This is a genomic window from Georgenia halophila, assembly GCF_039541595.1.
Map to the genome: position 1 here is coordinate 390,819 of NZ_BAABGN010000012.1, position 18,125 is coordinate 408,943.

18 protein-coding genes are annotated in these 18,125 nt (G+C 70.2%); 8 read left to right on the forward strand and 10 right to left on the reverse strand.

The genetic code is table 11. The annotated features are described in order from the left end of the window. Window positions 1-5 precede the first annotated feature (5 nt). The 3 genes from ABD907_RS15640 to ABD907_RS15650 form a co-directional block, all read right to left on the reverse strand. Window positions 6-3,716 (reverse strand): phosphodiester glycosidase family protein, encoded by a 3,711-nt coding sequence (locus tag ABD907_RS15640; RefSeq protein WP_345217198.1) that lies wholly within the window; start codon window positions 3,714-3,716, stop codon window positions 6-8. Between the two features lie 85 nt (window positions 3,717-3,801). Continuing rightward, window positions 3,802-4,410, reverse strand: coding sequence for a nucleoside/nucleotide kinase family protein (locus ABD907_RS15645; protein ID WP_345217199.1), 609 nt, complete (start codon window positions 4,408-4,410; stop codon window positions 3,802-3,804). Window positions 4,411-4,476: 66 nt separating this feature from the next. Beyond that, window positions 4,477-5,547, reverse strand: coding sequence for a YeiH family protein (locus ABD907_RS15650; protein ID WP_345217200.1), 1,071 nt, complete (start codon window positions 5,545-5,547; stop codon window positions 4,477-4,479). Between the two features lie 167 nt (window positions 5,548-5,714). Here ABD907_RS15650 and ABD907_RS15655 point away from each other — a divergent pair, with 167 nt between their 5' ends. The 4 genes from ABD907_RS15655 to ABD907_RS15670 all read left to right on the forward strand — a co-directional run bounded on the left by ABD907_RS15655 (window position 5,715) and on the right by ABD907_RS15670 (window position 9,585). Continuing rightward, complete coding sequence (locus ABD907_RS15655) at window positions 5,715-6,278, forward strand: VldE C-terminal domain-containing protein (RefSeq protein WP_345217201.1); 564 nt, start codon at window positions 5,715-5,717, stop codon at window positions 6,276-6,278. A 170-nt stretch (window positions 6,279-6,448) separates the two neighbouring features. After that, window positions 6,449-7,567 carry a tyrosine-type recombinase/integrase gene (locus tag ABD907_RS15660; RefSeq protein WP_345217202.1) on the forward strand — a complete coding sequence of 373 codons (1,119 nt, stop codon included), beginning with the start codon at window positions 6,449-6,451 and terminating at the stop codon, window positions 7,565-7,567. Window positions 7,568-7,572: 5 nt separating this feature from the next. Then, entirely contained in the window at window positions 7,573-7,911 is a 339-nt protein-coding gene (locus ABD907_RS15665) for a helix-turn-helix domain-containing protein (RefSeq protein WP_345217203.1), read from the forward strand. Window positions 7,912-7,920: 9 nt separating this feature from the next. After that, window positions 7,921-9,585, forward strand: a complete 1,665-nt coding sequence (locus ABD907_RS15670; RefSeq protein ID WP_345217204.1) for a hypothetical protein — start codon at window positions 7,921-7,923, stop codon at window positions 9,583-9,585. 11 nt (window positions 9,586-9,596) lie between these two features. Here ABD907_RS15670 and ABD907_RS15675 read toward each other — a convergent pair whose 3' ends face one another. The 3 genes from ABD907_RS15675 to ABD907_RS15685 form a co-directional block, all read right to left on the reverse strand. Next, complete coding sequence (locus ABD907_RS15675) at window positions 9,597-10,043, reverse strand: protein-tyrosine phosphatase family protein (RefSeq protein ID WP_345217205.1); 447 nt, start codon at window positions 10,041-10,043, stop codon at window positions 9,597-9,599. 381 nt (window positions 10,044-10,424) lie between these two features. Further along, on the reverse strand, window positions 10,425-10,760 hold the full coding sequence (locus ABD907_RS15680; RefSeq protein WP_345217206.1) for a branched-chain amino acid transporter permease: 336 nt from the start codon (window positions 10,758-10,760) through the stop codon (window positions 10,425-10,427). Continuing rightward, window positions 10,753-11,481, reverse strand: a complete 729-nt coding sequence (locus ABD907_RS15685; RefSeq protein ID WP_345217207.1) for an AzlC family ABC transporter permease — start codon at window positions 11,479-11,481, stop codon at window positions 10,753-10,755. The genes ABD907_RS15680 and ABD907_RS15685 overlap by 8 nt, the downstream gene beginning before the upstream one ends. 71 nt (window positions 11,482-11,552) lie before the next feature. On the opposite strand from ABD907_RS15685, the gene ABD907_RS15690 reads away from it, so the two are divergent. Continuing rightward, window positions 11,553-11,996: an Lrp/AsnC family transcriptional regulator gene (locus tag ABD907_RS15690; RefSeq protein WP_345217208.1), complete on the forward strand. Its 444-nt coding sequence runs from the start codon at window positions 11,553-11,555 to the stop codon at window positions 11,994-11,996. A 138-nt stretch (window positions 11,997-12,134) separates the two neighbouring features. Next, on the forward strand, window positions 12,135-12,608 hold the full coding sequence (locus tag ABD907_RS15695; RefSeq protein WP_425555777.1) for an alpha/beta fold hydrolase: 474 nt from the start codon (window positions 12,135-12,137) through the stop codon (window positions 12,606-12,608). Between the two features lie 191 nt (window positions 12,609-12,799). Here the strand turns inward: ABD907_RS15695 and ABD907_RS15700 are convergent, their stop codons facing one another. Continuing rightward, the gene (locus ABD907_RS15700; protein WP_345217209.1) at window positions 12,800-13,675 is read right to left on the reverse strand and encodes a LysR family transcriptional regulator; all 876 of its coding nucleotides are present in this window, start codon (window positions 13,673-13,675) and stop codon (window positions 12,800-12,802) included. A 69-nt stretch (window positions 13,676-13,744) separates the two neighbouring features. Here ABD907_RS15700 and ABD907_RS15705 point away from each other — a divergent pair, with 69 nt between their 5' ends. Continuing rightward, window positions 13,745-15,034, forward strand: a complete 1,290-nt coding sequence (locus tag ABD907_RS15705; RefSeq protein ID WP_345217210.1) for an MFS transporter — start codon at window positions 13,745-13,747, stop codon at window positions 15,032-15,034. Between the two features lie 216 nt (window positions 15,035-15,250). On the opposite strand, the gene ABD907_RS15710 is transcribed toward ABD907_RS15705, so the two are convergent. Continuing rightward, window positions 15,251-15,538, reverse strand: a complete 288-nt coding sequence (locus tag ABD907_RS15710; RefSeq protein WP_345217211.1) for a cupin domain-containing protein — start codon at window positions 15,536-15,538, stop codon at window positions 15,251-15,253. Window positions 15,539-15,925: 387 nt separating this feature from the next. Here ABD907_RS15710 and ABD907_RS15715 point away from each other — a divergent pair, with 387 nt between their 5' ends. After that, a complete protein-coding gene (locus ABD907_RS15715; RefSeq protein WP_345217212.1) occupies window positions 15,926-16,105 on the forward strand; it encodes a hypothetical protein in 180 nt (59 codons plus the stop codon). 13 nt (window positions 16,106-16,118) lie between these two features. On the opposite strand, the gene ABD907_RS15720 is transcribed toward ABD907_RS15715, so the two are convergent. Beyond that, window positions 16,119-16,706, reverse strand: coding sequence for a low molecular weight protein-tyrosine-phosphatase (locus tag ABD907_RS15720; protein ID WP_345217213.1), 588 nt, complete (start codon window positions 16,704-16,706; stop codon window positions 16,119-16,121). Then, window positions 16,703-17,950, reverse strand: a complete 1,248-nt coding sequence (locus tag ABD907_RS15725; protein ID WP_345217214.1) for an AGE family epimerase/isomerase — start codon at window positions 17,948-17,950, stop codon at window positions 16,703-16,705. Before ABD907_RS15725 ends, ABD907_RS15720 begins: the two co-directional genes overlap by 4 nt. Window positions 17,951-18,125: the final 175 nt, after the last annotated feature.

The following is an 18,125-nucleotide window of genomic DNA, read 5'->3' on the forward strand; positions in this document are numbered from 1 at the left end:
GGGCGTCAGGCACTCCGGCCTCGCGCGGCCAGGGCGCACACACCGAGCACGATCAGGACAGCGGCGAGTAGAGCCGGGATCGCCACCTGGGCACCGGTCCATGGCAGCTCGCCGCCGTCGTCGTGCTGGCCCCGGTCGCCCGGCGCCCCCTGGTCCCTGCCCGGTGCGCCCGCGCCATCCTGACCGTCCGTGCCGTCGGGACCGCCCATACCGTCGTCGTCTCCGTCGGACCCCGGGGCCGGTGAGGCCGTGGGCTCACTGGTCGGTTCGTCCGACGGGTCCTCGGGCGACGGCGTGGTGGGCTCCTCGGTGGGCGGATCCGTCGGGTCCGGAGGCGTTCCGTCCTCGGCGGCGACCGTGACCGGCAGCTCGGCCACCGTCCCGTTCACCGCCACCGTCAGGACGGCCTCCCCGGGGCTGACCGCCGTGAGGGTGCCCGTGGCGGGGTTGTAGCGAAGCGCAGCGCCCGAGGCCTCGAGGACCATCGCGTCACCCGCCCGAGCCGTGTGACCGTCGTCGATCGTGACGCCCTGGCCCGTCCAGTCGCCGGAGACCGGCCAGCCGACGGGGACCTCACGGCCACCCTGCAGGATCGTCGCACCGACGGCTGCCTGGTCACCGACCTCCATGGCCTCCGGTCCGGTGATCCAGAGGTCGTCGACGTGCGCGTTCACCTGGGCGCGCATCCACGCCAGCCGGGCGCCGGGGACGTCCGGCACGCGACCCACGTCCCCGGCGGCAGGGTTGACGCCCAGCATCATCCAGCCGGTGAAGCCACCGTTGTCGGGCGTCGAGCTCGGGTTCTTCCCGGAGTTCCCGGAGATGACGTAGCTGACGCCCTCGGAGCTGCTGGCGTGGAAGACGCCCACGTGGCCGGCGATGTAGGCGGCCGACTTGCCGGAGTTCTCCCGGAAGTCCGCGAGCTTCTCCTCCAGCGCCGCGGCCTCCACCCGGTCGCCGAGCTGGCTGGCGTCGTCGGGCAGCGGGTCCTGGGTCGGGTGGTGGGCGAAGACCATGACGCCCGACACGCCGGGGTCGTTCGCCGCCGAGTCGAGCTCCTGCTCGAGCATCCGGAGCTGGTCCATCCCACCCCCGCTGAGGGTGCCGGTGGACGAGTCCAGCGTGATGACGCGGGTCCGGTCGAGAGTCAGGGACTGGTGCGTCGGCCCGAACTCCTCGACGAAGTTCGCGATCGCGCCGCCCATGATCTCGTGGTTGCCGGGGACGTAGACCCAGGGCACGGCGTCGCCCACCTCTTCGGTCAGCACGGTCCGCGCGAGCGCGAAGTCCGCCGGGGTGGCCTCGTCCACGAGATCGCCGTTGATGACGAGGAGATCCGGCTCGGCGGCGACGATCTCCCGCAGCGTGCGGCGCGCGGCCTGGACGAGGTCGCTGTCCGGGTTGCGTGCGACGAACTGGGCGTCCGACATGACGGCGACCTGCAACGGCCGGTCGGCGACGGTGCCGTCCGTGACGATCACCGGGTCGTGCACCGGCTCCTGCACCGGTGGGTCGACCTGGGCGGACACGATCACGGAGATCGGACCGATGACGACCTCGCCCTGATACTGGGCCTGCGGACGCGTCTCCATCATGCGGACCCGCTCCAGGGTCAGCGGGTACGCCGTCCCGGCCGGGACCGGGAACGTGACCTGCTGCCACCCCTCCCACGTGACCATCGGTCCGTCGAGGTTCGTGACCACGCCGTCGCCCGTGCTCACCTGCAGCCGCGGCCACTCGCCGTTGCCGGAGCCGTGCATCCACATGGTCACCGCGCGGGGCTGACCCGGCAGCTCCAGGGGTTCGGGGGCGACCGCGTAACCGCCGCGCGTGGCAGTGGCCCGGGTGAAGTCGTAGCTCATGCGCAGGCCGTCAGCGCCGTCGGGCCCGGGTGCCGGCGCGACCTCTCCGGTCGCTCTGGCGGAGGCGAAGCTCCAGTCCGCCGCGGCCGACATGTCGGCCACCTGGAGCTCCTCCGACCCGGCGGTCACCGCGATCTCGATCTGATGACCGGCGACCGAGAGGCACACCGTCCCGGCGCCGTCGCCCGACTGTGCGGTGATGCGAAGGGCGTCCAGACCTTCGGGCTCGACCGTGAACCCCTCCGGTGCGTCGATCACCAGGTCACGGACCTCGATCGGTGCGGCGTGCCCGTCGGCGTCGTACCCGGTCACCTCGACGACGGCGGAGCTCCCGGCGGCCTCGAGCGCGACCACGTTCTGCGAGGCGCCCACGTGATCCAGCTCGCCGAGCACCTCCAGCTGCGTGCTGGCAGTCAGGTCCCCGACCGCGTACCGCACGCTTGCCGTGCCCCGGTGCTCGCCGCGCACGACGGCGGTCGCACCGTCGGACTCGGCCACGCTGACGGCGCTCGACGCCGCGGTGAACTCGCCGTCCGCGCTCACCGGCGCCAGGTTCCCGTCCAGGCCGGTGCCACGCAGCGTGCGGTGCAGACCGGGCACCACGTGGGCCGCCCCGTCGCGGTCGCTGCTCGGCGAGACCGCCACGTCCTGCAGCGCGCCGCTCTCGGCGGTGCTGCGGAACACCAGCGCGTTCGGCACGGGCCGCTCGGAACCGTCGGAGGGTCGGTTCATCACCTCCGCGGCTGTCGCGCCTGCCCTGCGGGCGACCATCGTCGTCGAACCGCCGCCGTCGAGGTTGACGGCGTCCGTGGCACCCATGTCCAGCAGCAGCTGGGCCAGCTCGGCCAGCGACATGCCGCGGCCGAAGTGCGCCCGCCCGTCCAGGGCGACGACGAACAGCTCGGTGCCGTCCGGTCCTACGCCGACCGCGGTGCGCGGGTGCACCGCTCCGTCGTCGGCCACGACGGCGCCGTCGGCGAGCAGCACGTCACTGCCGGTGACGGCGACGTCCGCGGGCATCGACGCCTCGACGGCGACCTCGACCGGGTCCCCGGCCTCCAGGTCTGCCAGGAGCTCGGCGCCATCCTCACGGCCGAGCAGCAGCTCCTGCCCGCCAGCGATCTCCGGCGCGTCGAGCACACCGGCACCCGGGTCCTCGATGACCTCGCTGACCTCGCCGTCGTCCACGACGGCCACCGCGATCTGCCCGGAAACTTGCTCCGGCCCGCCGACCGGACGCGTCAACGTGTGGCTGCCCCATCCGGAGGTGTACAGACCGACACCGTCCTCGGGCAGGTGCGGCGTGTTGACCCCGGCGACCGCGTGCTCGACGCCGTCGACGGTGAAGGTCGCCTCGGTCGTCAGCTCGCCGATGCTCGCCACGCCCTCCGAGACGGCGAGCGCCGGGTAGGGCGTGGAGGTGCCGTTGAGGACGCCGCCGGAGCCGAACGCGGTGCCGCGGGCGGCGTTGGAGTAGTTGATGTCGAAGAAGTCACCGTTCACTCCAACGACCGCGCCGGAGCGGGCCACGTGCTCGGAGACCGGCACCGGCTCGGTGACGGTCCCCGAGTTGACGACGTCGGCCTCGAGGCTGCCGACCGAGAGGTCGGCGTGCAGGACCGCACCCGCGGTCCAGCCCTCGTCCTCCAGGCGCGAGAACCGCGTGACGTCCAGCCCGGGTGCCACCCGGTCCGTCTCCGCGCTGGCGAACACACCGTCGGCCACCAGGTCCATGTCGTCGCGGGTGTCGGGTTGCGCGGCGGCGGGCGGGACCAGCAGCGGTACGGCGAGCAGGCTCGGGGCCAGCAGCGCCAGCAGGGCGGGACGAGCGAGGCGGGAGGTGTGTCTGGGCACGGCGGAGCAGCTCCAAGGATCGGTGACGTGGCAAGGGTGACGCCTCGTGGTGTCCGCCAGGTGAGGAGAATCTGAACGGCGCGGGCTACAGACCGCTCCAGCGCTCGATGCGTGGGTCCAGGACGTCGGTCATGTCGATGACGATGTCGGCGCGGCCCAGCGGGTCGGCGATCTTGCGGTAAAGCTCGAGTGCCGGCAGGTAGCGCTCTCGGTAGCGTGCCTCGACCTCGTCGCGGTCGTCGTCCTCGTCGACCCGGGCGAGCACCCGCTCCATCGTCACGGACTCGGAGACCGAGAGGTAGACGGTGACGTCCCAGAGTTCTTCGAGCTCGGGACGCAGCAGACTCATGCCGTCCACCAGCAACACGGTGCCCGGCCTCTCGTGCTGCGGGTCGCCGACGATGATCTGTCGGAGTCGGCCGATCGGGTAGGCGTGCTCGTACACCCAGCGCGGGTCCGGTGCGCGGCGCAGCACCGGAGGAAGGAGCAGATCGTCAGCACTGAACCGGCGCAGCTCGGCACCTTCCCGCAGCAGCGGGTGGAGCAGCCCGTCGAGATCCCAGGAGAACTTCGTCTTGCCTGCGGCGTCGGGCCCGTCGATCGCGACGCGCAGGATCTGAGCCTGAGCGGCGCGCTCGGCCAACCCCCTCGCCACGCGCTCGAGCAGCCGCCTGCGCTGCGGCGACATTGCCATAGCCCGATCGTATGGCTCCACGCCGGTCCCACAACCGGTGGCACGGGCTCCCGGCACCACCAGACGTCACACCAGCAGCAGGACCCCACCGAGGGCCAGCCCGGCCGCCACCACGGACGCGACCAGCCCGAGCAGCAGCGCCGGACCGCCGCGGCGCACCAGGGCCGCGACGTTCACACCGGACCCCAGACCGACCATCGCGACGGTGAGCAGCACCGTCGAGGCGGTCGCTGCGCCGTCGAGCACAGGGCCCGGGAGCGGCACGAACGACCGGACGACGACGAGTGCGAGGAACCCGAGCACGAACGCGGGCACGAGTGCAGGCCCGGCGACCCTCGGGGACGAGGCCTGGCCGTCGAGCACCGCGTCGGCGGACTCCACGGCCGCCCGCCGGTCCAGCTCCCGGCGAGCACGCCGCGCCGCGGCGTACCCGACCGCGGCCACGAGCGGTGCCAGCAGCACGACCCTGCCGAGCTTGGTGACCACCGCCGTCGCCAGTGCTGCCTCCCCGACCAGTCCCCCCGCCGCTACCACCTGCCCCACCTCGTGGATACCGGCACCGAGCCAGACCCCGCTCGCGTGCGCGTCAAGGGCAAGCGCCCCCGCGAGGGGAGGCAGCACCAGCATGGCGAGCGTCCCGAAGATGGTCACGGCGGCGACGGCGGTCGCGGCGTCGGCCTGGACATCCTCGCGGTCGCGGCCCTCTTCCCCCGAGGCCACGGCCGCCATGGCGGCGACGGCGGAGGCGCCGCACACCGCGGTGCCCGTCGCGAGCAGCAGCCGGAGGGTGCGCGGCACCCGCATCAGTCTGCCGACCAGCAGCGTGAGGATCCAGGTTCCGGCCACGGTCAGCACGATGACGGCGATGGCGCCCCATCCGAGGTCGAGGACCTCGACGACGGACAGCTGCAGGCCGAGGAGGACGACACCCAGCCGCAGGACCGACCGGGCGGAGAAGCGCAGGCCTTCCTCGGCGCGCGGGGGGACGAGCCCGAGGTTCCGCAGCAGGGCGCCGAGGACGATTGCCACGAGGAGTGCCGAGACCAGCGGCACCACGCGGTTCACCACCAGCGCCGCGACGGCGACGGTGACGGTGAGCGCGAGACCGGGCGCGCGACGGGCGAAGGCGTGACGCACCGATCCAGCATGCCGTCCCGCGCCGCCGAGCCGTCGAGCCGTCCATCGGGCGTCGACGACGGCACGCAGGCCCGTCGTCGTGCTTCAGTAGCGGCGTGGGCACGTCAGGGCGAGGAGGGGGGCGTTCACCCGCGCAGCGGCGCGCGGTGCGCCGCCGGGTCCGGCTCATGCGCCTCACGGTCGTGCTTCTGCTGCTGGTCGCGACGGCGGCCACCGTGGACGCGCTCAACGGTCCCCCGCCGTACACGGTCACCCACGACGTCGGCCCCTGGGTGGAGCTTCCCCCGCCGCCGGAGCCATGGCCCGGTGGCGGCGGGGGATGCACGGTGCCGGACCCGACGGGCAGCGAGGGCTGCGTCACCCCGGCGACGGCGTGGCTGATCGAGCAGCTCCGGCCCGCGTTCGGCGACGCCCCGATCACCTGCTGGTCCGAGCACTCGTGGAATCCCGACTCCGACCATCCGGACGGCCGTGGCTGCGACCTCTTCTACGGCACCGCCGGCGAGTTCGCCTCCGGTCCGGACCTCCTCGCCGGATGGACCGCCGCGCAGTGGCTGCGGGTCAACGCCGACGCGCTGCACGTCCACTACGTGATCTGGCAGGGCCGCATCTGGCAGTCAGGACACCCGGAGCTCGGCTGGGCGCCCTACGACGGCGGTGGGGCGTACGACCCCGACGACGCCACCGGCGGGCACTACGACCACGTCCACGTCTCGGTGCGGGAGAACTAGCAATTATTGCATTAGATGTAAGCGTTGGTGGCCGGGATCACGCGGATCCCTGGTCAGGTAAGGGTATCAGCGGACCGCGACCAGAGCCGCCGAAGCGGCTCCTGGCCAGGGGAACGCGGCACCGATTACATTAGATGTACTTTTCTTACATTAGATGTAAGACTGTCGGCGTGGACTTCGAGGACGGGACCCGACCTGGATCGGTGACAGCGCTGCGGCCGGGCAACGTGGCGTTGCTGCGCCCAGCGGAGCAGGTCTTCGATGACATGCTCACCGGGTGGTCGGCGCAGCAGTCGTCGCGGATGCTGAACCCGAAGACGATCCAGGCACGGTTGGCGCAGGTGCGCCGGTTCGCCGGGTTCTGCGGGAGCCTGCCGTGGGAGTGGACACCGGCGGACGTCGAGGAGTGGACGACCGAGCTTGTCTCCGGCGACAAGCCGTGCGCGCACGGCACGATCCGCTCCTATCAGAACGCGATGGCGTTGTTCTGCGACTTCCTCACCGACCGCCGCTACGGGTGGATCGAGCGGTGCGAGGAGCTGTTCGGCACGCACCCGGTGCAGGTTTGCCATGAGTGGAACACCGCGATCCACACCGGTGATCACGAGGCGCGCCCGGCGGTGCGGCCCTTGTCGCGGAGTGAGGTGCAGACCTTCTTCGACTATGCCGATGATCGCGTCGACCAGGCCCGCACGCGGGGCAAGAAGGGCTGGAAGTCGGTGTTCCGTGACGCGACGCTGTTCAAGAAGATCACCGCCTTCGGGTTGCGCCGTCGCGAGGTCGGGATGCTCGACCTGCACGACTTCACCCGCAACCCGACCGCGACCGAGTTCGGCCGGTTCGGGGTCTGCAACGTCCGCTGGGCCAAGGCCAGTCGCGGTTCCCAGCCTCGGCGGCGGGCGGTTCTGGCGGTGTTCGACTGGACCCGGCCGGTGATCGAGGAGTACGTCACCGACGTGCTGCCGCTGTTCGACGTCGCTGATGCCGCGATGCTCTGGCCGACCGAACGGCAGTCACGGATCACGGGCAGCTACATCGGGATGCGGTTCGCCGAGTACCGCGATGACCTCGGCTTCGACGCCGCGCTGCACCCGCACTGTCTGCGGCACTCGTATGTGACGCATCTGATCGAGGACGGCTTCGACCCGCTGTTCGTCCAGCAGCAGGTCGGGCACCGCTGGGGCTCGACCACCGCCCTCTACACCGGCGTGTCCGGTGACTACCGCAACCGCACCCTGCGTCGCGCCCTGGACGCGGCGTTCGTCCCGCCCGCTATCGAGGAAGGCTGATCCTGATGACGAAGACCGTCGCCTACCACTGGCACCTGCGCAAGGTGATGAACGAGCACGGCATCAACGCGACCACTGACCTGGTGCCGCTGTTGGCCGAGCGGGGCGTGGTGATGACCTCCACTCAGGTCTACCGGATCGTCACCGGTGAGCCCGAGCGGTTGAACATGCGGCTGCTCGCGGCGCTCTGCGACATCTTCGATGTCACCCCGAACGACCTGATCGAGCCCTACGTCGCCACCAGCTCGCGGCGTGGTCGCAAGACGGGCACCACCGGCACTACGCCGCCGAAGCCGAGCAAGAGCCGTCCGACCCGTGCTGTGATCAAGCCTGCCGGGGACTGACCGGCCGGGATGGCGAGCACGATCGTCCACGGCGCCTGTTTCCGCTGCGGACGGGTGAAGAACCTGCGCTGGAACCACTCCCTGGACCGAGGCGAATGCCGGGCATGCCGCGCCCGCCGCGCACCGCAGGAGACCTGCACCGGCTGCGGGAAACAGCGGCGGGTCAATGCCCGCACCGACGATGGTGGCGCGCTCTGTGTGACCTGCTACGCCCGCACCCGCACCGCCGAGGATGCCTGCGACGAGTGCAGCAGCATCGGCCCGCTGACCACCCGCGTCGGTGGCAAGTCCGATGGCTCGCGGAATCTCTGCGTCCGCTGCTACCGGAACCCGCGCCGGGAATGCGGCATCTGCGGGCGGCTCAAACGGGTCGCGTTGAAAGCCACCGCCACGACGCCGGATGTCTGCCCGACCTGCTATCAAGCGCCAGTCATCGACTGCTCGATCTGTGGCCAGCAATCCCTTGGCCGCCGCACCACCAACCACGGCCGGCCACGCTGCTTCGCCTGCCAAGCCGCACAGCAGATCGACGCTGCCCTCACCGGCCCGGACGGCACGATCCGCCCCGAGCTCAAACCTGTCCGCGATGCACTGACCCAGCTGCGCCGACCTCGCTCGCTGCTGAGCAACTGGCATAGCCTCGCCAGCCTGCGCCTGCTGACTGACATCGCCCAAGGCCGGTTCGACCTTTCACACGATGCCCTCGACGCCCGACCGCAGGCGTTTTCGGTGACCTACCTGCGGGCCATGCTCGTCGCCGCCGGAGCGCTTCCACCGCGCGACGAGAACGCCGCCCGGCTGCACCGCTACGCTGCCGAGGCCGTCACCGACATCACCGATCCCGAGCTACGCGGCGTGCTGTCCCGCTACGCCCGCTGGCACGTCATTGGCCGCGCCAAGACCGACCGCCACGGCTACACCACCGCCCCTGTCGCAGCACGCTGCCGCGGCGACATCCAGGCTGCCCGCGCCTTCTTCAACCATCTCAATGCTGGTGGCCATGACCTCGATGACTGTCCGCAGGCCTGTGTCGATGCCTGGCTCTGCACGGGCCGCAGCGTCCGTTTGGGCTTCATCCGGTGGCTCAAACGAGGCGGCTACCTTCCCCAGGCGCGGCTACCCGTTCCCGTTGCGCAGAAGGATCCCAGCCACGACATCGACCCCGAGGATCAGCTCGCTCTCGCCCGCCGACTTCTGCACGGCCCCGATGCCGCCAGCGTCGAGGACCGCGCCGCGGCCTGCCTGATTCTGCTCTACGCCCAGCCCGCCGCGAAGATCGTCGCTCTGACCATCGATGACGTCGAGGTCCGCGACGGCGACACCTACCTGCGGCTCGGTCGCGAACCCCTGCTCCTGATCCCGCCCCTGGACGCGCTGGTCACCGCGCTGCCGGTCGCCAAGCCGTTCGGCACCGCGAGCACCCTTGCCGACACCCAGTGGCTGTTCACCGGCAAGAACTCCGGCACCCATCTCCATCCCGCCTCGCTCATGCGGCGGATGAACCGGCTCGAGATCATCACCCGCGCCAGCCGGAACACCGCGCTGCTGCACCTGGCCTCCACGACCCCGCCCGCCGTGTTCGCCTCCCTCATCGGCATCCACGCCAACACCGCCACCCGCTGGGCCGAACTCACCGGCTCGGCCTGGAACAACTACGCCGGCGCGCGCCGCTGACCTGCCAGCGCTTACGCGAGGCCCGAACGAAGTGATTCAGCGGTCGACTCAACCCAGTGTCGTTGCCTGCGAGTCTCGACAGCACGCCGGTGATAGTGAGCACGGACCCACGTCACCGCGTCCTCCGGCGCGACACCGCTCATCGTCGCCAGCAGAGCAAGAGCCGTCCCGGTCCGCCCGATGCCACCACCACAGGCGATCTCGACGCGCTCCTCACCGGCACGTTCCCACGCCTCACGCAGGGCCGCCGTCGCATCCTCTGCCGAGTCGGGCAACCGGAAGTCTCGCCAGCGAACCCAGCGATGAGGCCAGGGCCCGAGCGCGGGGTCGCGGCCAAGGAGATAGACCGCGAAGTCCGGGGCGCGCACATCCCCACGCGGCTTGCGCGCCCCAGTGCCGCGGATGCGTCGCCCATCAGGCAGCTCCACCACACCCGGCTCGTCAGTCCATACGTCCACACTTCAACGCTAACCACTGCCCAGCCGACTACGCGAGACGGCCTGGCGCACCTCATCAGCATGAACATTTCGACCGCTTCGAATAATTGCTAGCGCCGGTTTAATGTCTCGGAAATTTGCATCTAATGCATGAATTCTGCACCACCGACATGGCGGAATCGCGCTGATCTGGGTAAACGGGACGTGATCGATTCTAGCAGTCGACCTCGTCCCCTGACCTGGCCTTTCGCGCCTCGGATTGCGCTAGGTGCATGAATTCTGCATCTGGTGGGTTAACGCATTCGGCGGAGCCGGCTAATGAAGACTATAGGTTGAATCTCCACTCGACGGCATGCCCACACATAGGGCAGTCTGCGATGCTCGGACAGCACCATGCGCTCGTCAGGTCGCGCTGAACACCGTGGAGACGATGACCGCGTAACTGGCCGTGCCGCCAGCGATGCTCAGGAGCATACTCCCCTTCCAGAGGTGCAGCGCCGCGGTGACGAACACTCCGATCATTGTCGGAATCACGCTCGAAGCGTCGACGATCTCGACGTGACGGAGCGTGTAGACGGTGAGGATCACCATCACGCCGACCGGGCTCCGCTCCGCGAGGTACGGCAGAAGCTCGCTGTGACGCAGCGGGGCGAGGATCGCGAACGGCAGGGCGCGCAGCCCCCACGTCACCGCGGCTGCGACGAGCGTGACGGCGAGAAGGTATTGGGCGTCATCCACGGCAGACCCTCCAGCGCTTCCAGACGTAGGAGATGAGCACCACCGCGACGAAGGCTCCCATCGCGGGCAGGATCATGGCGTCGCCGGCGCACACGGCGAAGAACAGCGCACAGGCGAGAGCGACTAGCGGGATCGGCACGGAGCGACGGGCGCGGTAGGCATCGATGCCGAGGACGACGAAGAACGCGGTGATCGCGAAGTCCAGCCCCACAACACTCGGTGGGATGAGGGAGCCAGTGAGCACGCCGACGGTAGAGCTGACGACCCAATTCACGTAGAACACCGACTGGATGCCGAGGATTCGCGCGCCAGTCCAGGTGCGGGCCTCGGGGTGCGCGGTCAGCGCCCACGCCTCGTCGCAGAGGATGTACGTGCTCAGGACCCGGAGGCCTCGGGACCGGATCTGATGCAGCGGGAACGAGAGCGCGTAGAAGACGTGGCGGAAGTTCACCAGCAGCGCTGTCAGCGCCACGGAGGCCAGTGGCGCGGCCGCCAGGATCATGCCGACGAGGAGGAACTCCAGCGACCCGGCGAAGATCACGCCAGTGAAGAGAGGAGCTGTCCACCATGGCAGGCCCGACTGCGAGATGAGCACGCCCAGCGCCATGCCCAGCGGTGCCATCGCGACCCCGGCGGGCAGCGCGATGCCGACGCCCGCGAGGGCCTCCTTGGCAACGCTCGGGGCCGCACGCGCATCGATACTGGCGCCGGATTCTTCCATACCGCAATAGTAGGGAACACAGCACAAACTATGGTTGCCAATCTGCCGCAAGGAGGAGCACGATTAGCAACATGAAGGCACCTGATGCACTTGACTACGCAATCCTTGAGCAGTTGGTAGCGAACGGCCGGCTGAGCAACCTCGACCTGGCCGAGCGGGTCGGCCTGACTCCCGCACCCTGCCTGCGCCGGGTGCGGCGACTCGAGGCCGACGGTGTGATCGCGGGCTACCGGGCCGTCATCGACCACGAGAAGCTGGGGCGTCGTCTGGAGGTCACCGCGGCCGTCGAGGTCAGGAGCACCGATACACAGACGATCGCGGAGTTCGAGCGTGCCGTCGTGGGCTTCGACGAGGTGGTCGAGGCGAGGAAGGTCTTCGGCAACCCCGACTACTTGCTGCGGATCGTCGTGCGGGACGTGGAGGAGTACGAGCAGTTCCAGATGCACAAGCTCACGGCGCTGCCGGCGGTCTTCCGCGTCGACTCGCACCAGACGATGAAGCTCCTCAAGCCATGACGGCCGAAGACCTAAGCGCGTCCACGATCGCACACGCCGCGGACGCGGCGAAGATCGTGTGGCGGTCGAAGGGCGCGGGCGGAGCCGCTGCTGCTCATCGCCGGGCAGTCCGTGGACTCCACCGCCTGGGAGCTCGTCGTGCCCGCCTTCGCACGGCACTTCCGCGAGATCAGGTTCGACCACCGCGGCATCGGGCGCAGCGAACCCGGCTTTGACGACGCCTACACGACCCGGTCGTTCGCGCAGGACGCCGTGGCGGTGCTCGATGCCGCCGGTGCAGAGCGCGCACACATCTACCGAGACTCCATGGGCGGACGCGTCGCCCAGTGGCTCGCCATCGACCACGCCGACCGCGTCGGCGCGCTCGTGCTCGGTGCGACCACGGCCGGCGACGAACGCGACGCTCCCCGCACGGCGCAGGCCACCGCCGACCTGGCCAGCGGTGACCCGCTGCGTCTCGCCGCGCGGACGCCGCCGCGTTCTTCGACGCGTCAGCCAGCCGCCGCATCAGGCGTCTCCATCGCCACGCCAGCCGCACGCACCACGCCTGGGACGAGCTCGAACGGATCACGGCCCCCACGCTCGTCATCCATGGCATGGACGACGAGCTAACCCCGCCGGAGAGCGCGCCTCTTGGCCGCGCGCATCCCCGGTGCCGAGCCGGAGCTCCGCCCCGCGCACGGCACGGCCACTACCTCGACGACGCTGCCGCGACCGACCTCTTCGTGCGATTCCTGCTGCGGCATCGCGCGACGATGGCTCACGGCTGACTCCATCGCCCCCCTTGCGCGACGGATCCGTGGTCATGAGCGCTCGTTGCTGTCGGGTACGTAAAGCCTAGTCACCGCGTCGACGAGGTCGGGGAGCCCGGTCGGGTGGGAGTCGCGCCACCACGCGAGCCGCACCGGGACGCGGGGGCCATCCTTGATGGGACGGTAGCTGACCCCGGTTCGCGAGTGGTGATGCGCGGTCGCCTCGGAAGTGGTGCCGACTCCGCGGCCGGCGGCGATGGTGTCGAGCCAGCCGTCCACGTCGGTCGACTCGATGAACTGCGGTGGTCGTTCGGTGCCTCGCCAGAGCTCTTCGCTCGTCGCTCCGACGCGGGGGTCGATCACGACGGTGCGCTCGGCGATCTCGGCCATGCCCAGCTGTCGCCGTCGCGCCCATCGCGGGTCGTCGGATGCGAAGGCCACGAGCCTTCGTTCGAGTCCGACGACCACGGACTCGAACCGTCTCTCATCGACGGAACGACGAACGATCGCCACATCGCAGATGCCCTCCACCAAGCCCGCCGTCGGCGAGTTGTGGCGCACGAGTTCCAGCTCGACCTCCTCGTGCTCCACCGCCCATCGCCGCTGGAACGACGCCGTGTGGTGCCCGAGCGCGGCCCAGGCGTACCCAAGCCGGAGCCGAGCATGCCGGGTCCTGAGGAACTCGTCGAACCTGTCCGCCTCAGCGAGCACGCGCCGCACCTCCGGCAGAACCTGCCGTCCGGCGCTCGTCAACTCGCACCCTCGGGGCACTCGGCGCAGGAGCTGCGCGCCGACGCTGCGCTCCAACGAGGCGATGGTGCGCGAGACCGCCGCCTGCGAGACGTGCAGCTCGGCTGCCGCGTCCGTGAACGAGCTCGTCTCCACCGCGGTGACGAGCACCCTGAGCTCCCGGAGGGTCCAATCCATAACCCAAGCGTATGGCAGCGGCGAGACATGCACTAGGTGTTTGGCGTCGCCTCGCCTAGCGTGGCCCGCATGGCCGAGACCACCAGAGCGCAGCGCAGTTCAGGCCGGGTCGCCGTCGCCCAGTCGATCGTCGTCGGATCGTCATTCGCGATGCTGCTCGCCGGATCCAACGCGGTGAACCCTCTGCTGCCGATCTATCGCGAGCAGCTCGGTCTCGACCCGCTGGTCCTGTCGCTGACGTTCGTGCTCTACGTCGCAGTGCTGGTCTGCGCGCTGTTCTTCCTCGCCCGGCCCGGCCGTGCCCACCACGCCACCCCCTTCCTCCTCGCAAGCCTGGCCCTGCTCATCGCATCCGACCTGCTGCTCGCGCACGCCCAGGAGTGGTCGATCCTCGCCGGCCGCGTCTGCGCCGGGCTCTCCGGCGGCCTGGGCACTGGTGCCGCGTCCGCGCTCGTCGTCGCCGCCATCGGGGCGAAGGGCCGGGCCGTCACGGCGACCGGAAACTTCGTCGGCGGCGTGCTCGGGGCCGGAGCGTCGCAGCTCGTGGTGTCCCTCATCGGAGAAGCCGCCCCGCAGGCGGTGTTCCTCGGGCACGCCGCCATCGTCGCCGCGCTGCTCCTCGCCGCCATCGTGGTGCTGAGAGCGCGCCGCGACGCCAATCATGCGGACCTCACCGAAGCGCCAGGGACACCGGCCCCCGCGCGCATCGACCGGCGAGCAGTGCGCATGTTCGCGACCGGGACGATCGCCTGGACGGCCACGAGCGTGGCCGTCGTGTTCGGCGCGACCGTGTTCGCAGACCTCGGGCAGCCCCTCGTGCAGGCGATCGGGCCCACGCTGCTGCTCGGCACCAGCGCGTCCGCGCAGCTGGCCAGCCCTGCCATCACCCGCATCGCGCCATGGATCAGCGGAGCCTTGGCGATGGGACTGGGCATCGCGGGAATGCTCTCGGGTGCGTGGCTCGCCCTCGATGCCCTCGCCATCGCGGGGTTCGCGGTCCTAGGGGCCGGCGTCGGAGTCTCCTTCCGGGCCGGCCTCATCGCCCTGGCGCGCGGCGCGTCACCGTCACGGCAAGGCTCGCTCGCCTCGCTCTACGCCGCCGTCACCTACACCGTCTCCGCCGCGACGGTGCTGACGGTCGGCTGGGCAGGGAACACCACCGGTCTGGTTCCCGCCGTGTTCGCAGCGCTGGGCGCGGTGGGAACCGTCAGCATCTTCGCCCTGATCTGGACACCCCGGCTGCGGGACACGTTCGAGCCGTTGCTCGCGTCGACTGCCCACCCCGCCTTCACGCCGCGTGACTCTAGAGTTGTCGGGAGGTCAGTCACAGGGCGGAAGCACGCCAGCATTCCTCAATGATCAGTCGCAGCAAGCAAGCGACTCTCACGCCATGACGCGGCGAGAACCACACCCCGCGGACGGAGGCGGTGTCCGGCACTCACACTGCTCCGCTGGCAGTTCCGCTGGCGACGTCCCGTCAGCAAAGCGCATACGTTAGAGCGAAAATCTCCACTCGACCGCGTTCCAGTATGTAGGGCCACCATCTGGATGGAGACTCCCGACCGCGTTTCGACGTCAGTGGGGAGGAGGGGTCACGCACCACACCACGACGGTGCGCCGGTCCGTTGCCGGGTTCCGGTGGCTGTGGGAGCGGTTGCAGTCGAAGTGAAAGCTGTCCGCGGTCTCCAGCACATGCACGTCGTCCTCGATCGCGAGTTCGAGACGACCCTCACTGATGTAGCCGACCTCTTCGCCGTCATGCGCGTACATGCCGCCAGAGATCGTCGCCAGCAGCGCAAGAACCGGTCCCGGTCTGCCCGATGTCACCACGGCAGGCGATCTCGACACGCTCCTGACCGGCACGCTCCCACGCCTCTCGCAGTGCCGCCGTCGCGTCCTCGGTCGAGTCGGGCAACCGGAAGTCGCGCCAGCGGACCCAGCGATGAGGCCAAGGCCCGGTCGCGGGGTCGCGGCCAAGGAGATAGACCGCGAAGTCCGGGGCGCGCACATCCCCACGCGGCTTGCGCGCCCCAGTGCCGCGGATGCGTCGCCCATCAGGCAGCTCCACCACACCCGGCTCGTCAGTCCATACGTCCACACTTCAGCGCTAGCTACTGCCCATCCGACTACGCGAGACGGCCTGGCGCACCTCATCAGCATGGACATTTCGACCGCTTCGAACAATTGCTAGCGCCGGTTAGTTGAGAACGACCCGCACCGCCGGAGCGTCCGCATGATTAGGCTGGAGGCGTGAAGAACGGCATCTGGACAGTCCTCGGCGTCATCGGTGCCGTCGTCGTCGCCTGGTTGCTCGTGGACGTCGTGTTCTCGCTCGTGTGGCTCCTGGCGAAGCTGCTCGTCGTCGCCCTCGTGGCAGTGGTCGTGTTCGTGCTGCTGCGCAACGCCCTGGGTGGTTCACGCGACGACTGAGAGGTCGCCGTGGTCAGCGCCCCGTGGCGGACGAACCCGGCACGTCGCCCGCACCCAGCTGTTCCTTGATGTAGGAGACCAGCCCCTCCGCGCCGCGCTCGACCGCGTCGAGGGTGCCGTAGAACCCGTCCTGGGTGCCGTACCAGGGGTCGGGGACGTCGAGGTCGTAGTCGCGGACGGTGCCCCGCTCCGGTGCCGAGGCGTCGAACTCGCGCCACAGCCGGATCTCCGCCGTGCGCTCGTCGCCGTCCCGCTCGGCCCGGCGTCGCAGCACTCGCTCGTGCTGGCCAGTCATCGCGAGCGCCAGGTCGAAATCCGCCAGCTCGTGCGGCGCCACCTGGTGCGCGCTGTGCTCCGGGACCGGGTAGTCGTGCTCGGCCAGGACCGTCCGGGCGCGCGGATCGATCGGGTTGCCGTGCTCGTCGTCGCTGATCCCGGCCGACTCCACCTCGACGGCTTCGGCCAGGCCCGCCTCGCGCAAGCGCTCACGCAGCACGACCGCGCCCATGGGTGAGCGGCAGATGTTGCCGGTGCACACCACTAGCACCCGGAACGGACGGTGTGCGGAACGGCCTGCTGCCGTGTCGGTGGTGCCTGTCATGTCTCCATCGTGCCAGGCCGGCACGAAGCGGCTCGCCGTAGCGCGACCGCGAGCGACGGCGCGAGCGGCACCCTGGGCAGCACGGTCGCCTGGGCGGCGTGGTACAGATCCGCCTTTCCGGGCCGGATGGTCGCCGCCGGCCGGTTCTCCCGGTCCAGCTCGTGGTGCCACGACCCCACCGGGTCGACGAAAGCCCGCTCCGCGTAGGACCACCAGTCCTCGTACCACCGGGCGTAGCGCTCCTCCCCCGTCGCGGCCCAGAGGCTGGCGGCCGCACCCAGCGCCTCGCACAGCACCCAGTGCAGTCGCTGGTGGATGACCGGGCGCCCGGACCAGTCGACCGTGTAGACGAACCCCGGTGCGCCGTCGACCGCCCAGGCGTCCTCGACCGCCCGGCCGGTCAGCGCGCGGGCACCCTCGAGCAGCCAGGTGGGCACGTCCCGGTTCTCCTGCTCCAGACCGGCCCGCAGCTGCACGAGCAGCCGGGCCCACTCGAAGCTGTGCCCCGGCGTCGTGCCGTACGGCTTGAAGGGGTCGTCGGGGTGGTCCCGGTTGTGCTCCGGATCCGGCTGCCACGAGCTGTCGTAGTGCTCGGGAAGGCGCCAGCTCGCGTGCCGCGCCTCGTCGACCATGCGCCGGCAGACCCGCTCGGCCCGGTCCAGCCACCAGGACGCGCCGGTCGCACCGTAGGCCGCCAGCATCGCCTCGACGCCGTGCATGTTGGCGTTGGCGCCGCGGTAGCCACTCAGCGTGACGAAGGTGGCGTCCCACTCCTCGACGAGCATGCCGGCGTCGTCGTCCCAGAACCGGCCCTCCAGGAGGTCGGTCGCCTCGGCAAGAAGCTCGCTCGCCCCGGGACGGCCGGCGACGGCGGCACTGGCGGCGGCGAGCACGACGAACGCGTGCGGGTATGCCCACTTTCGTGCGTCGTGGACCGCTGAGCCGTCCATGGCGGTGAACCATCCGCCGTTCTCCCGGTCGCGGAAGGTGCCGCGCAGGGAGGCCAGCCCGTGATCCACCAGCTTCGCCGCACCGGGAGAGCCGAGCAGGTCGCCCATCGCGTAGGTGTGGGTCATGCGGCAGGTGACGTACAGGTAGTCGGGCACGTCCGGCGTCGGCCGGCCCTCGTCGTCGAGCCACCCGAAGGCGGTCCCGTGCCGGCTGGCGCGCCCGAACCGCAGCAGGCGTTCGGTCTCCTCGGACAGCCGGCGATGGTGGTCCGGAGAGTCGATCAACCATTCCATGGCGGCAGCGTGCCACGTTCCGCCGTCGGAAAAATGCGTGACAACCCCACGACTGCGCTCCTAACGTGATCTGTACACGAGAAGGGAGGTGGTCCAGAGGTGAAGATTCTTCGGACGCGTGAGGTGGCTACCCGCTAGCCCGTCGACGGACGGACCAACAGGTCCTCCCCGCCAC